Annotated in this window: 16 protein-coding genes and 2 pseudogenes; 9 read left to right on the plus strand and 9 right to left on the minus strand. The window is 36.3% G+C overall.

The window, feature by feature from the left end; genetic code table 11:
* Positions 1-198: 198 nt before the first annotated feature.
* Positions 199-444, minus strand: coding sequence for a hypothetical protein (locus tag ACFELZ_RS08715; protein ID WP_375316175.1), 246 nt, complete (start codon positions 442-444; stop codon positions 199-201).
* Positions 445-554: 110 nt separating this feature from the next.
* Here ACFELZ_RS08715 and der point away from each other — a divergent pair, with 110 nt between their 5' ends.
* From der to ltrA, 4 genes are all read left to right on the plus strand, one after another.
* The gene (der, locus tag ACFELZ_RS08720) at positions 555-1,880 is read left to right on the plus strand and encodes a ribosome biogenesis GTPase Der (RefSeq protein WP_375316176.1); all 1,326 of its coding nucleotides are present in this window, start codon (positions 555-557) and stop codon (positions 1,878-1,880) included.
* A complete protein-coding gene (locus tag ACFELZ_RS08725; protein WP_353270202.1) occupies positions 1,877-2,407 on the plus strand; it encodes a disulfide bond formation protein B in 531 nt (176 codons plus the stop codon). The genes der and ACFELZ_RS08725 overlap by 4 nt, the downstream gene beginning before the upstream one ends.
* Entirely contained in the window at positions 2,382-2,924 is a 543-nt protein-coding gene (locus ACFELZ_RS08730) for a demethoxyubiquinone hydroxylase family protein (RefSeq protein ID WP_253302799.1), read from the plus strand. The genes ACFELZ_RS08725 and ACFELZ_RS08730 overlap by 26 nt, the downstream gene beginning before the upstream one ends.
* 741 nt (positions 2,925-3,665) lie before the next feature.
* The gene (gene ltrA / locus ACFELZ_RS08735; protein WP_375316177.1) at positions 3,666-4,895 is read left to right on the plus strand and encodes a group II intron reverse transcriptase/maturase; all 1,230 of its coding nucleotides are present in this window, start codon (positions 3,666-3,668) and stop codon (positions 4,893-4,895) included.
* Positions 4,896-4,963: 68 nt separating this feature from the next.
* Here the strand turns inward: ltrA and ACFELZ_RS08740 are convergent.
* Both ACFELZ_RS08740 and ACFELZ_RS08745 read right to left on the minus strand, forming a co-directional pair.
* Positions 4,964-5,335 (minus strand): annotated as a pseudogene (locus tag ACFELZ_RS08740) (IS4 family transposase); the annotation flags it as partial.
* A gap of 13 nt (positions 5,336-5,348) precedes the next feature.
* Entirely contained in the window at positions 5,349-6,209 is an 861-nt protein-coding gene (locus ACFELZ_RS08745; protein WP_375315786.1) for an IS982 family transposase, read from the minus strand.
* 48 nt (positions 6,210-6,257) lie between these two features.
* Here ACFELZ_RS08745 and ACFELZ_RS08750 point away from each other — a divergent pair, with 48 nt between their 5' ends.
* On the plus strand, positions 6,258-6,524 hold the full coding sequence (locus tag ACFELZ_RS08750) for a hypothetical protein (protein WP_375316178.1): 267 nt from the start codon (positions 6,258-6,260) through the stop codon (positions 6,522-6,524).
* Positions 6,525-6,611: 87 nt separating this feature from the next.
* The gene (locus ACFELZ_RS08755) at positions 6,612-7,472 is read left to right on the plus strand and encodes an IS982 family transposase (RefSeq protein ID WP_375315786.1); all 861 of its coding nucleotides are present in this window, start codon (positions 6,612-6,614) and stop codon (positions 7,470-7,472) included.
* A 6-nt stretch (positions 7,473-7,478) separates the two neighbouring features.
* Here ACFELZ_RS08755 and ACFELZ_RS08760 read toward each other — a convergent pair.
* The 4 genes and pseudogenes from ACFELZ_RS08760 to ACFELZ_RS08775 form a co-directional block, all read right to left on the minus strand.
* Positions 7,479-7,781 (minus strand): annotated as a pseudogene (locus tag ACFELZ_RS08760) (hypothetical protein); the annotation flags it as partial.
* Positions 7,782-7,796: 15 nt separating this feature from the next.
* A complete protein-coding gene (locus tag ACFELZ_RS08765; protein ID WP_375316627.1) occupies positions 7,797-8,255 on the minus strand; it encodes a transposase in 459 nt (152 codons plus the stop codon).
* Positions 8,198-8,362, minus strand: coding sequence for a hypothetical protein (locus ACFELZ_RS08770; RefSeq protein ID WP_375315781.1), 165 nt, complete (start codon positions 8,360-8,362; stop codon positions 8,198-8,200). Before ACFELZ_RS08770 ends, ACFELZ_RS08765 begins: the two co-directional genes overlap by 58 nt.
* 3 nt (positions 8,363-8,365) lie before the next feature.
* Positions 8,366-8,563 carry a transposase gene (locus ACFELZ_RS08775; RefSeq protein ID WP_375315780.1) on the minus strand — a complete coding sequence of 66 codons (198 nt, stop codon included), beginning with the start codon at positions 8,561-8,563 and terminating at the stop codon, positions 8,366-8,368.
* Between the two features lie 271 nt (positions 8,564-8,834).
* Here ACFELZ_RS08775 and ACFELZ_RS08780 point away from each other — a divergent pair, with 271 nt between their 5' ends.
* The 3 genes from ACFELZ_RS08780 (at position 8,835) to ACFELZ_RS08790 (ending at position 11,145) form a co-directional block, all read left to right on the plus strand.
* Complete coding sequence (locus ACFELZ_RS08780) at positions 8,835-10,184, plus strand: phosphomannomutase/phosphoglucomutase (RefSeq protein WP_375316179.1); 1,350 nt, start codon at positions 8,835-8,837, stop codon at positions 10,182-10,184.
* Between the two features lie 194 nt (positions 10,185-10,378).
* Complete coding sequence (locus ACFELZ_RS08785) at positions 10,379-10,744, plus strand: transposase (RefSeq protein ID WP_375315821.1); 366 nt, start codon at positions 10,379-10,381, stop codon at positions 10,742-10,744.
* 17 nt (positions 10,745-10,761) lie between these two features.
* Positions 10,762-11,145 carry a transposase gene (locus ACFELZ_RS08790; RefSeq protein WP_375316621.1) on the plus strand — a complete coding sequence of 128 codons (384 nt, stop codon included), beginning with the start codon at positions 10,762-10,764 and terminating at the stop codon, positions 11,143-11,145.
* Positions 11,146-11,165: 20 nt separating this feature from the next.
* Here ACFELZ_RS08790 and mnmA read toward each other — a convergent pair whose 3' ends face one another.
* Together mnmA and ACFELZ_RS08800 are read right to left on the minus strand one after the other, a co-directional pair.
* A complete protein-coding gene (gene mnmA, locus ACFELZ_RS08795) occupies positions 11,166-12,278 on the minus strand; it encodes a tRNA 2-thiouridine(34) synthase MnmA (RefSeq protein WP_375316180.1) in 1,113 nt (370 codons plus the stop codon).
* A 317-nt stretch (positions 12,279-12,595) separates the two neighbouring features.
* Positions 12,596-13,672: a rod shape-determining protein gene (locus ACFELZ_RS08800; protein WP_375316181.1), complete on the minus strand. Its 1,077-nt coding sequence runs from the start codon at positions 13,670-13,672 to the stop codon at positions 12,596-12,598.
* Between the last annotated feature and the right edge of the window lie 5 nt (positions 13,673-13,677).

A 13,677-nucleotide genomic window follows, 5' to 3' on the forward strand; every position in this document is an offset into this window, starting at 1 on the left:
TAGTTTGACATCTTGTATTCAATAATGTACTTAAGGTATTTTTTCGTACACATTCATCAACTTGTTTATATATTGCTATGTCTGGTTGAGGCGCGCCCGTTACTTCTAAATCTTCAAGTTCATCTTCATTTTCTATTATAAACGTTTTATTTAATATGTGATCAGGTGTATCTTTATCATCTTCTATAAAAGCTTTATTTAATATATTGCGATCAGATTCATCCTCAGGCTCATTTGTAAAACACCTATAAAACTAGTATATCGTTCATCTATAGGCGTTTTATTTGGTACATTGTGATCAGATGTACCTTCATCCTCAGGCTCATCTATGGCACCATCTTCAAAATTAGTAGGAGTAGGAGAACTAGCAATATACCCCTCATCTATCAAATCTGGATTATGCTTTTGTATACCTTGACCTACCATATATCCCCCACTTGACATAATAAAACAAGAAATTCTAGTTGTATTATGCTCGCGTGATCTATAAAGTCAATAGTTAAATTGAAAAATTTTGATTATAATTTACTTTACATAGAAAATGCCCTTGAATTATGCTAAAAATCGCTATAGTAGGCCTACCAAATGCTGGTAAATCAACTCTTTTTAATAGATTGGTGGGAAGAAAAGCAGCGGTGGTCAGCAATATTCCAGGGGTTACACGAGATAGAAGAGAAGGAATAGGCAGAATTAGCGATTTAGAGTTTAAAGTTATAGATACAGGAGGGTGGAACGACCAAACTAATTTTTCACTACAAGTTATTGAACAAATAGAATTTTCTCTATCCAATTCAAACATCATTTTCTTTCTTGTTGATGCAAAAGTGCAAAATGAGCGAAACAAAGAATTTGCAAAGTGGCTAAAGAGAAAAATGAGTAAACCTGTAATCCTCATAGCAAATAAATGTGAGAGTCATAAATCCGAAAATGTTGATTATTTGCAGTTTTTTGATTTTTTTGGCCCGGTGTATATCTCTGCCGAGCATAATCTTGGCATGGTTGATCTTTATGATGTATTAGCTGGTGTTATTGAAAATTTTAACGAGAACACTGAGTTACCTAATAATGAACTGAGTAGGCTGAGGATCGCAATCATCGGCCGTCCGAATGTTGGAAAGTCAACTTTTTTAAATGGTTTACTTGCAGAAAACAGACTAATAACAAGTTCAGAGCCAGGCACCACACGTGATTCTGTAGATATTGTATACGATCATAATGGGGAGCTAATTACTCTCATTGATACTGCAGGAATTCGAAGAAAGGCGAATGTTGTAGATGGCTTAGAATCAAGATTTGTTGAGAAAAGCTTGGAATCAATCAAGCGCTCTCATGTGGTAGTTTTAATGCTAGACTCCCTAGTTGGTATTGAGCAGCAGGATTTATCAATTGGTGAAGCTGCAATTAAGGGAGGGAAAGGGATTATTGTTGTTTTAAATAAGTGGGATTTAATAGGTAAGGATGACAGAAGTAAGTTAATAAAATTTGTCAAACAACAGGAAGTGACTCGGTTATTCTTGGAAGTGCCAACTATAACAGTTTCTGCGTTAAAAGGCATGCGCTGCGGTGATGTGATAGATAAGTGTCTTGAAGTGAGTGAATCTTTGAACAAGAAAGTCAGCACTGCAAAACTGAATAAGTGGCTAATTAATGCTTTAGATAGGCACTCTCACCCGCTTGTAAAAGGCAAAGCAGTTAAAATGAAGTATATCGCTCAAATTGGTACTAAACCTCCAGCTTTTTCTTTGATATGTAACATACCTGAAAGTGTTGATGAAAGTTACAAACGCTATTTAATTAATGACCTTAGAAAAAATTTCTTCGTAGATGGTGTGCCAGTCAGATTACTTTTGAAAAAAAATAAAAATCCCTATGCAAAATGAATACTCTGCTTTATACTTTCAGGGGTCTTTATAATAATTTACTTAAAGTCGTGTGTAATAACTCCAGAATTCCTACAATCTTTCTGCTATCAAGTGCTTTTGCTCTAATTTTTGCATATGTGCTAGAATATTTTTTCAACATGCTGCCATGCAAGTTATGTACATACGAGCGGGTAGTTTACTATGTTGCAGGGTTACTTGCAGTAGTATGCATGCTTAAAGACAACAAAATTCTAATCTATGCAATGTTTTGCAGCTACCTCATAGGTGCAGTAATATCTTTTTATCATGTAGGTCTTGAACTCCACTTATTTCATGATGTTTTAGGTTGTACAGAGCAAGCAAGTGGTAACGTTAGCATAGAAGAGCTCAGAAATAATCTACTAAACCCTAATTACTCTCCATCTTGTGACAGACCTCATTATGTTCTAGGTGTTTCTTTAGCAACATGGAATTTAATTTATCTCATAGTAGCTCTGTTCGTATCAGGTAAGGTGTATTGTGGAGAAAGAAAGAAATCTAAATAATTTAAGGTACAGCAACAATCAGTTCTTGCAACAGGCAATTAGAGTAAATCATGCTGGGGAATATGGAGCTATTTGCATTTATTCTGGTCAAAAATTTATTCTTAAAAAATCTTCTATAATCAATGAAATAATTGAAATGGAAGAGCAGGAAAAAAAGCATTTTCACTATTTTAATGAGAAAATCAAAGAGCAAAAAGTTCGTCCTACTGTTTTGTTGCCAGTTTGGCGTGTTTTAGGAGTGTCACTTGGCGTTGCAACTGCCATTATGGGCAAAAAAGCTGCTATGGCTTGCACTGCTGCAGTTGAAGAAGTTATAGGGGAGCACTACAAAGAGCAAGTTTCACATTTAGAAGATGGGGAATTAAGAGAAACTATAAGTAAATTCCGCGATGAGGAGCTAGAACACAGAGATATTGCAATTCAGCACAATGCTGAAAGCGCATTTGGCTACAACATTTTATCTTCATTCATAAAAACAGGCTGCAAAACTGCTATTTACTTGTCCAAGTTAATTTAACTAAGCAGCTTTCTTAAAGTGTTTTTAATGTTATGATGACAACAGAAACCAGGAAGAAATTCAAGTGTAACAATTATTTTATAACTATATTTACATATCACCATTATTAATCAATAATTAGTGTTTGTGAGTTAGCTGTATTCAGAGTATAGGTTACAAAGTGGTGGCAAAAGTGCGTTTTGAATTAGAAATGAAAAATGTAATAGTGTGCCGTAGAGATGCAAAGGATGTTTGTATAGAACAAGCTAGTGCAAAAGCTACGCAATAGATGAGGGAGGGCCCCTCGGAGCCGGTTTACAAGAGCAGGCTTCAAACTACCATAAGCTGCTTTGGTCAAGAGTCAAGGTAGTGAGCGTTATGGAAAAGGCGCAATTATGCGTCATGTATGAAATAGGAAGGCGAATGAAAATGAACCACTGAAGAAGTGTCGAAATTTCCATGAACGACATTAAAACTAAGTGCTTTCTACACACTTAGGATAAATCTATCGGGAGCTTGTTTACTGGATAGGTAGTGTCCGGCATAGAGGTGGCGCGAATCTATTTTTGGCTATTGTGTAGAACTACGGGAACCTGTCGTTACGATGATAAGGGAGAAATCCAAGGAGCTAAACACCAAGGGTGAGAGTACCAATGCGGAAAACAGGGGCGCGTAGTAGTGAAGAAGTTTCTGTAATGGAAATGGAGCAAAGGAGCTGAGTTATTCAGTTTTAATTATTTGTCAACCGAAAGGGAGGAGTAAATGAATAAAACAAAGTCTTTTGATATACCGAAGCAGCTTATTTGGAGAGCTTATAAACAAGTATCGAAAAATAAGGATGCCGCTGGTGTAGATGAGATTTCGATAACAAAGTTTGAGGAAAATCTAAAAGATAATCTGTACAAACTTTGGAATCGAATGTCATCAGGAAGTTATTTTCCAGAGCCAGTAAAAGCTGTAGCAATACCGAAAGGTACGGGATGGGGACAAAGAATTTTATGTGTACCTTCAGTGTCCGATTGGATAGCGCAAACAGCTGCTACAATGTATCTTGAACCGTTGGTGGAGCCAGAATTCCATAAAGATTCGTATGGTTATAGACCAAATAAATCTGCATTGGGAGCGATAGAAACAGCGCGCAAGAGATGCTGGAGGTTCGATTGGTCGATAGATCTTGACATATCTGGGTTTTTCGACAATTTGGACCACGGCTTGGCATTACAAGCTATCAAGAAACATACAGACTGCAAATGGGTCACACTGTACGTTGAAAGGTGGATGAAAGCCCCTATTCAGCAAGCAGATGGCAGTAAGGTAGTTAGAGATAAGGGAGTTCCGCAAGGAGGTTCAGTTAGTCCAATCATCTCTAATATATTTATGCATCATGTCTTTGATATATGGACGAGAAAGAACTACCCAACAGTACCATTTGAAAGGTATGTTGACGATGTGATAGTACACTGTAAAACCAAGGAACAGGCAGATTTTATGCGAGTAGCAATCGAAGAAAGACTGGCAAAATGTAAGCTAAAAATACATCCTGAAAAGACGCAAATAGTGTACTGTAAGGACGATAACAGGAGAGGTGAGTTTCCAATACAAAGTTTTGACTTCCTAGGCTACACTTTTAGACCTAGGTTAGCGAAAAACAACAAAATAGAAACTTATTTTGTCTCATTTATACCTGCGATTAGCAATAAAGCCAAGAAGAAGATTACTACAACCATAAGGTCGTGGAAAATACACCGACTTACAGGAAAGAAGTTAGAGGAGATATCAAAGAAAGTAAATCCAATAGTCAGAGGCTGGTGTCAGTATTACGGCAGGTTTTACCGAACGGAGATGTACAAACTTCTTAACAATATAGAGCGGCATCTAGAAAAGTGGGTAAGAAAGAAATATCGGAAACTGGGAAAAAGACTAGCAAGGCAACTTCTAGGAAAAATGAGAGAAGGGAATCCGAATACTTTCTACCACTGGAGGTTAGTATAGGAGTCAAAGTACCGAATAATGGGAGCTGTATAAATCGAGAGGTTCATGCACAGTTCTGCGACTTACTATTACCCACAAGTATAGAATGAATGAGCAAGTCTCCATCCTTCTGCTAAATCAAAGAGACGTTTCCATCCCTTCCACAAAGCTATAGGGCCTGGTTCTAAGTCATTTTTGCGAGCTAAAAACCCTCCTAACTTGGCCACCCACCTCACAATTTCTCTTATAGGTGGTGGAGTCTCAGGATAGTTTTTTGTCTTAAGCATTTTGGTATATAAAACCTTCCATTCGTCATCAGTCAGTATGACAGTGCAAGAAAGATTCGGATTTGTTCTAGCTACCAATGTGATAAAAAATATTCTCCATGCAATTATACTCATAATTGTAAGAAAGCGGATCAATCTATCTGCTGTTTGGAGCCTACATTCTTCAACTTTAAACGTGAATTCTGGATTAAGGAAGGAAGAAAGTATAGGAAATAGAAGGCTTTGTGGATTTGATGGAATAGGAAATGAGAGTAGAAAAGATATGAACCAAAAAATTAACAGGGGATCTATGGCGAGTGTGTTCAATTTCTAGTCTATTTTTTAGGTAACCAAAAACAGTCTCAATGATAGACCTTTTTCTCAGTAAAATCTTCTCATTTAGCGAAATCAATGTATTTTTCATACCTTTTTTCACCTTGGTAACAAGTTTCAAACCTCGGTCAAACAGCTTCTGAAAAAGCTCTTTTGCAATATAACCTTTGTCACCAAACAAAAGACCGATTAATTTTTCCGTCAGATTTGGCACAGGTATCCTATCATCAACATTGCCTTTTGTTAGCGTAAGTGCATGAATTTCAACATTTTCATTGATTACCATATGTAATTTGAAACCAAAAAACCAGCCGTAAGTGCTCTTGCTTAATTTTGCAATTCCAGCAAAAACTTTGTTTTTGGATATTCTTTTTGCATGACAAACTGCAATGGGAGTTGTGTCTATATATGAAATTCCAGTGTTTTCTGACTGTCCACAAAGCCAATGCAACAACATTGCTAAATGCCACAAAACCCTAGGCTTTAGAGCAACAAACCTGGTATATGAAGGTAACTTTGGAAACTCTGATTTGTAGAGCAACGTTAGGTAATGTAGATAGAAAGTTTTACACGGAGATTGTTGATATAGCAGGATTATTGTCATGATTTCGGAGTGCTCAATTTCCGTTGTTCTTGTGGGGTTTTTACCATTTGGCAGTAGTTTATCTGCAAAATTTTTCTCTATATCTCTGCAAAAATCATCGACCAAACAAAACAGTTTTGTTATATCTTCCATGGGTAACCTCATCTATTTTTTTATCACTGCTGAGTTTACCCTGTTTTCTTGCCTTTTCTATTCTCCTTTAATCCAGAATTCACGTTAATAGCACGACAAAATGAGGAGGATATTGCAAAACATATAAATCTGTCCAAGCAAGGAAACAGTCCTAAAACACCAGATGAATTAAAAGAATCACTGAAAAAACAAAAAGAAGATTATGAGTGTTACATCCAACACTTTCTTCCAGCGTTGAAAGCAGAAATAACAAACTCAAAAAAACTAGACTCAAAAAAAGGTAGCAATAGTACAAACAATTTTGGAGATTACTAACAACGTGAATTCTGGATTAAAGGAGAATAGAAAAGGCAAGAAAACAGGGTAAACTCAGCAGTGATAAAAAAATAGATGAGGTTACCCATGGAAGATATAACAAAACTGTTTTGTTTGGTCGATGATTTTTGCAGAGATATAGAGAAAAATTTTGCAGATAAACTACTGCCAAATGGTAAAAACCCCACAAGAACAACGGAAATTGAGCACTCCGAAATCATGACAATAATCCTGCTATATCAACAATCTCCGTGTAAAACTTTCTATCTACATTACCTAACGTTGCTCTACAAATCAGAGTTTCCAAAGTTACCTTCATATACCAGGTTTGTTGCTCTAAAGCCTAGGGTTTTGTGGCATTTAGCAATGTTGTTGCATTGGCTTTGTGGACAGTCAGAAAACACTGGAATTTCATATATAGACACAACTCCCATTGCAGTTTGTCATGCAAAAAGAATATCCAAAAACAAAGTTTTTGCTGGAATTGCAAAATTAAGCAAGAGCACTTACGGCTGGTTTTTTGGTTTCAAATTACATATGGTAATCAATGAAAATGTTGAAATTCATGCACTTACGCTAACAAAAGGCAATGTTGATGATAGGATACCTGTGCCAAATCTGACGGAAAAATTAATCGGTCTTTTGTTTGGTGACAAAGGTTATATTGCAAAAGAGCTTTTTCAGAAGCTGTTTGACCGAGGTTTGAAACTTGTTACCAAGGTGAAAAAAGGTATGAAAAATACATTGATTTCGCTAAATGAGAAGATTTTACTGAGAAAAAGGTCTATCATTGAGACTGTTTTTGGTTACCTAAAAAATAGACTAGAAATTGAACACACTCGCCATAGATCCCCTGTTAATTTTTTGGTTCATATCTTTTCTACTCTCATTTCCTATTCCATCAAATCCACAAAGCCTTCTATTTCCTATACTTTCTTCCTTCCTTAATCCAGAATTCACGTTTAAAATATTGCTAATTTCTATTGGTTTTTCTTCATTTTCAAATCTAATTTTGAAGTCATTATCTGTTGTTGAATACGCTAAGAAATTTTGACTAGGCAGAGACGACTTAAGTTCTTTATGCATTGCGTCTATTGATTGCTCAAATTTTTGGAACTCCTTTTCCCACTTTAAATTTATCTGTCCTGTAATGTCCTCATCTTTGTGTAAAGGACCAATAAAGTACCAGATTAAATTTTCTTCCTCCAGTCTTTTAATAAAATCCTGAAGATCGTTGCAAGATTCAATGACACTTAGAGCCTGTCTTCAAACTCAAGAATGAGCTAATTTGTGAAGCATAATAGTGATCATATTAAAGAAGATGTTGTTTTTTGAAGTGAGAGGAGAATGCTCATAATCCTTACTCATACGTCTAAAATTGGAGAGCCAAGCAAAGGTTCTCTCAACAATCCAACGTTTGGGAATAACCTGAAATCCTGTATCAACTATTTTCTTGGTAATCGTCAATAAACATCCAGTTTCCAATAAGCAGAGGTTTTGCAATTTACCTGTGTATCCTTGATCAGCAAAAAACTTATGTAATGTTGGAGCTTTGCATTTGGCTTGAACAAAAAGATTTAGTGCACCATCAAGATCCTGAATGCTTGCACTTTGTACTTCAGCAGCAATTACAAGACCTACAGTATCTACAACGATGTGGCGCTTTCTACCCTTTACTTTCTTGCCAGCATCATATCCTCTGGATCCCCTTTTTGAGTAGTTTTTACTGATTGGCTATCTATTATTCCCACTGATGGAGTTTCATTCTTACCAATTATCTCTCTTACTTTTTTAACTAGAAAATCATGAATCTCTTGCCATATTCCACTTTTTTTCAATCGCTAATTACAACTATACACTGTTTTCCATGGTGGAAAATCTTTAGGCAGTTGTCTCCATTGACATCCTGTTCTCATCATATAGCGGATTGCGTTAATAATTGTTCTAATACTATGTTTTCTTGGTCTACCGGTCTTTTTAGGTTCAAAATATAGCTCTATTATCTTCCATTCTTTGTTACTTATATCGCTTGGGTACATTTAAAATATATCTTATAACACACTTCTTAACTCCTTTCTACTTAGTTTGAAGACAGGCTCTTAGAATATCATTTTTCTTCTGTTCATCTACATCTAAACTTTGACCCTCAGCTATAAATACACTTTCGTTCTCCCATGGCATAATTTTACACTTTTAGAAATGTACTATAATATTAGCAGATTTTTCTAAAAAGTCAACTAATTGCTGAATAAATAAACTTGAGCATTTGGCCAAAATGTTATATAGTAGTTACTCCTTAAGCAGTGCAGTATGGACAATACCATTATAAGAAAATACGATATTAGAGGTATAGTAGGCAAAGATTTGCAGATTAATGATGGGTACGAGATAGGTAGAAAGTTTGGCCAAACCGTAGCTAGTGTTTGTGTCGGCTACGACAGCAGAATAGATTCACCGGGTATAGAAAGAGAATTAATTAGGGGCTTAACTTTATCTGGAGTAAATGTTATACGCGTTGGGCTATGCTCTTCACCTATGCTCTACGCTGCAACACAAATCACACAGGAGGATCTTGGTATCATAATAACTGCCTCTCATAACCCCAGCGAATATAATGGCTTTAAATTTTTTAGTAATAAAAAAGTCTTCTCAGATCAAGAGATAAAGGAAATTATAAGCAATCCAATTAAAGACAGTACAAGAATTGGAAGCTTAATTAACATAAATATATATAGTGAGTACATTCGCATATTAAAAAGTGCAGTGAAGAATAATACTACACAGAAATTAAAAATAGCCTGGGATTGTGGAAATAGTCCAGCAAGTGGAATTATAAGGTATATTGAAAAGATCTTGCCTGGTCATACGCATATCGTAACCAATAACTCTATAGATGGGGCATTTCCACTGCATGATCCAGATCCCATAGAGGAAAAAAATCTCGCTCAATTAATTGACATTGTGAAGGAATATGGATGTGATCTTGGCATTGCGCTAGATGGCGATAGCGATAGGGTGCGCTTAATTGATAATAAAGGCAACGTTGTTTCCAATGACCATTTATTTATAATTTTTGCACGTGAAGTGCTGGAGGAATATCCAGAAAGCAAAGTTATTGCTAACGTAAAAATGAGTATGAAGGTGCATGATTTTGTTAGTAAGTTAGGAGGGCAAGTTATTACCTGTGCTACTGGACATTCACTAGTTAAGAAGAAGATGGTAGAGGAAGAGGCAAAGTTTGCTGGTGAGTTAAGCGGGCACTTCTTCTTTTCTGAGCTAGGTTTTGATGATGGGCTATATTCTGCTGTTAAAGCAGTTGACATTTTGCTTAAGAAAAACCAAAGCCTATCTCAGGTGATTGAAGATTTACCGAAGTTATATATCACTCATGAAGTAAAGATTGTAGTGAAAGATGAGAAAAAATTTCAAATAATTGAATCAATAAAGAAAACACTAGAGAAGCAAAATATTGTATTTTCAGATCTTGATGGTGTTAAAGTAACCGATAATAAAGGTTGGTGGCTTCTTAGGGTATCAAATACGCAAAACTGCATTACAGCAAGATGCGAAGGAGAGACTTTAGAAGGTTTTGAACTTACTAAAAAGGTTTTGTTCCATTACATTGATGAAGCAAGGTCTTTAAATTGTAGCTGCTCATAGAAAAATTAACCCTATCTCTTATAATAGAGCCACTTAAGGTGGCTGCTCCTGAAACCCGATTTCGAAGGGCCTTCCTTCATCTTCAATAAAACAAACATTACTTTGTTTGTTACTGCAGCACACCATTATTCTTAGAGCCTGTCTTCAAACTAAGTAGAAAGGAGTTAAGAAGTGTGTTATAAGGTATATTTTAAATGTACCCAAGCGATATAAGTGACAAAGAATGGAAGATAATAGAGCTATATTTTGAACCTAAAAAGACCGGCAGACCAAGAAAACATAGTATTAGAACAATTATTAACGCAATCCGCTATATGATGAGAACAGGATGTCAATGGAGACAACTGCCTAAAGATTTTCCACCATGGAAAACAGTGTATAGTTGTAATTCGCGATTGAAAAAAAGTGGAATATGGCAAGAGATTCATGATTTTCTAGTTAAAAAAGTAAGAGAGATAATTGGTAAGAATGAAACTCCATCAGTGGGAATAATAGATAGCCAATCAGTAAAAACTACTCAAAAAGGGGATCCAGAGGATATGATGCTGGCAAGAAAGTAAAGGGTAGAAAGCGCCACATCGTTGTAGATACTGTAGGTCTTGTAATTGCTGCTGAAGTACAAAGTGCAAGCATTCAGGATCTTGATGGTGCACTAAATCTTTTTGTTCAAGCCAAATGCAAAGCTCCAACATTACATAAGTTTTTTGCTGATCAAGGATACACAGGTAAATTGCAAAACCTCTGCTTATTGGAAACTGGATGTTTATTGACGATTACCAAGAAAATAGTTGATACAGGATTTCAGGTTATTCCCAAACGTTGGATTGTTGAGAGAACCTTTGCTTGGCTCTCCAATTTTAGACGTATGAGTAAGGATTATGAGCATTCTCCTCTCACTTCAAAAAACAACATCTTCTTTAATATGATCACTATTATGCTTCACAAATTAGCTCATTCTTGAGTTTGAAGACAGGCTCTTAGTTAAGAGCATATCCATCCACCGCCAATTACTTGCTCATCTTTATACGCTACACAGGCTTGACCTGGACTGATGCCAAAGTAATCGTCGTTTAAAATGACACAGGCTTTATTTTTTTCGTCAGTTGAATGTATTGTTGCTAAACTTCCCGCATGTGATGATCTCAGCTTCACAGTTACTTCCATACCTTCCTTTGGTTGTTCTAACCAATTTAACTCTTTGATCAATATTTTTTTTTGCATTAATGCGTTGATCGGACCTACTATAACCTCATTATTTTCTGTATTAATTTTTATCACGTAAAGAGGCTCATTGTGTGCGATGCCCAAGCCCTTTCTTTGCCCCACTGTGAAATTTACTATGCCACTGTGCTCACCTAGCACTTTTCCATTTACATCCACTATTTTACCTTTCTGTACAGATTGTGGAGCTAATTTAGCTATTGTTTTACTATAGCTTTCGGAAACAAAGCATATATCTTGACTGTCCGGCTTTTCAGAAATTTGTAAGCTGAAATACTTTGCTAATTTTCTTATATCACTTTTATAGAACCCACCTAGTGGAAATCGCAAAAGCTTCAACTGCTCCTTTGTTGTAGCAAATAGAAAATAGCTTTGATCTTTACTTTTATCAATGCTTCTGCACAACTTTACCTCACCATTTTTTTCTAATCTTCTCACGTAATGTCCTGTTACAAGCACATCCGCACCAAGATTTTTTGTAACTTGCAATAGATCACGAAATTTTACCGTTTGGTTACATCTTACGCATGGTATGGGAGTTTTCCCACGCATATAGGTACTTGCAAAATTTTCTATTACTTCCTTTTTGAATATTTCCTCGTAGTTTAAAATATAGTGAGGAAAGCCAACACTTTCAGCCACGCGCTTAGCGTCGTAAATATCCTGTCCAGCACAACATGCACCTTTTCTCGCATTAGCATTGCCATCAGTGCCATATAGCTGAAGAGTCACACCTATCACTTCGTACCCAAGGTTATACAGCAGTGCTGCAGCAACGGAGCTATCAACTCCTCCGGACATTGCAACAATAGCCTTGGTTTGGTGCGGAGCTTTATCTTTTAACAAAGGTTCAATTTCAAATTCTTTTAGCATAATCGCCTTAATTTATAAACGCAAATCTTGTGTCATTCCAACATACAACTGTGCAAACGTTTTGATTTGGGGGCAATTTACATAGTAGATGATGTCATGAAAGTAGCTGACACTGGAATCTAGTGTCTATTTATGCAAATTCATTAAAACAGCATATTTATTTGTAATCAAGTTTCCTGGATCCCAGTGTCAGCTACTCGGATGACACCCTTTCCTGCTGGAAGTTGCCTTCAAATTACTTGGTGCGTGACACTGGGATCTCATTTATATTACATAATTCCATCAAAACAATTCGATAAACTACCTTCAAAAACAATTTAATCTTGCTTGAATAAAACATGGCCAAAATAATCCATGTTTTCAAGCACTTTTCCACTACCCAAGGCAACACAACAAAGTGGGTCATCTGCAACACGAACTGGTAATTTTGTTGTTTCACTGATAACTTTGCCCAAGTTACGCAATAATCCACCACCACCGGATAAAATTATTCCTCTATCGACTATATCAGAAGAAAGTTCAGGTGGAGTGCTCTCCAGTGCAGTCCTAATAGCAGAAATTATCTGATGTACAGGCTCTATTAAACTTTCTGCAACTTGATGTTCTGATAAAAGCATTTCTTTTGGCATGCCACTCACTAAATCCCTGCCTTTAATTATCATTCCCTCTTTGTTATTTTCACCTGGCAGACTTGCTGAACCTACGTTTTTCTTAATTTTTTCAGCAGTTGTTTCACCGATTAATAACTTATGATTTTCACGAATATACGATTTTATTGCTTCATCCATAATATCGCCACCTACTCTAGCAGAACGTGAATAAACAATTCCGCCTAAAGAAATAATTGCAACTTCAGTTGTACCGCCTCCTATATCAACGATCATAGAACCCTCAGGTTCAGTAACTGGGAGCCCAGCTCCGATTGCTGCAGCCATTGGTTCTTCAATCAAAAATACTTCATTTGCACCAGCACTTTCTGCTGCATCTTGTATAGCACGCCTTTCAACTGGCGTGGATCCAGATGGAACGCATATGATAATATTAGGTTTATTAACAGTGAATTTTGTGTTTGCACTGCGTATGAAATATTTTAGCATTTCTTCCGCACTTTTAAAATCAGCAATAACTCCATCCTTTAAGGGCCTTATCGCCTCTATTTCTCCAGGCGTTTTTCCAAGCATCATTTTAGCTTTTTTACCAAAAGCATAAGGAACGTAGCTTCCTTTTTCTTTTACTCTTGCTACAACTGAAGGCTCATCAAGCACTATTCCCTGATTTTTCTGATAAACTAAAGTGTTTGCAGTACCAAGGTCTATGGCAATATCGCTAGCAAACAAACCTTTGAAAGTAAAAAGGCTATAAAACTTTCCGGTTAATTTTCGAACAAAATTCATACATA

Origin of the sequence: Wolbachia endosymbiont (group A) of Colletes cunicularius, assembly GCF_964264715.1 — a bacterium.
Classification (GTDB): Bacteria; Pseudomonadota; Alphaproteobacteria; order Rickettsiales; family Anaplasmataceae; genus Wolbachia.

What these genes read in the sequence shown, in the direction of transcription:
- der (WP_375316176.1), top strand. Translation starts at nt 555, where the DNA reads ATGCTAAAAATCGCTATAGTAGGCCTACCAAATGCTGGTAAATCAACT.
- ACFELZ_RS08780 (WP_375316179.1), top strand. Translation starts at nt 8,835, where the DNA reads ATGGACAATACCATTATAAGAAAATACGATATTAGAGGTATAGTAGGC.
- ACFELZ_RS08785 (WP_375315821.1), top strand. Translation starts at nt 10,379, where the DNA reads ATGTACCCAAGCGATATAAGTGACAAAGAATGGAAGATAATAGAGCTA.
- ltrA (WP_375316177.1), top strand. Translation starts at nt 3,666, where the DNA reads ATGAATAAAACAAAGTCTTTTGATATACCGAAGCAGCTTATTTGGAGA.
- ACFELZ_RS08775 (WP_375315780.1), bottom strand. Translation starts at nt 8,563, where the DNA reads ATGTACCCAAGCGATATAAGTAACAAAGAATGGAAGATAATAGAGCTA.
- ACFELZ_RS08725 (WP_353270202.1), top strand. Translation starts at nt 1,877, where the DNA reads ATGAATACTCTGCTTTATACTTTCAGGGGTCTTTATAATAATTTACTT.
- ACFELZ_RS08800 (WP_375316181.1), bottom strand. Translation starts at nt 13,672, where the DNA reads ATGAATTTTGTTCGAAAATTAACCGGAAAGTTTTATAGCCTTTTTACT.
- ACFELZ_RS08715 (WP_375316175.1), bottom strand. Translation starts at nt 444, where the DNA reads ATGTCAAGTGGGGGATATATGGTAGGTCAAGGTATACAAAAGCATAAT.
- ACFELZ_RS08755 (WP_375315786.1), top strand. Translation starts at nt 6,612, where the DNA reads ATGGAAGATATAACAAAACTGTTTTGTTTGGTCGATGATTTTTGCAGA.
- mnmA (WP_375316180.1), bottom strand. Translation starts at nt 12,278, where the DNA reads ATGCTAAAAGAATTTGAAATTGAACCTTTGTTAAAAGATAAAGCTCCG.
- ACFELZ_RS08745 (WP_375315786.1), bottom strand. Translation starts at nt 6,209, where the DNA reads ATGGAAGATATAACAAAACTGTTTTGTTTGGTCGATGATTTTTGCAGA.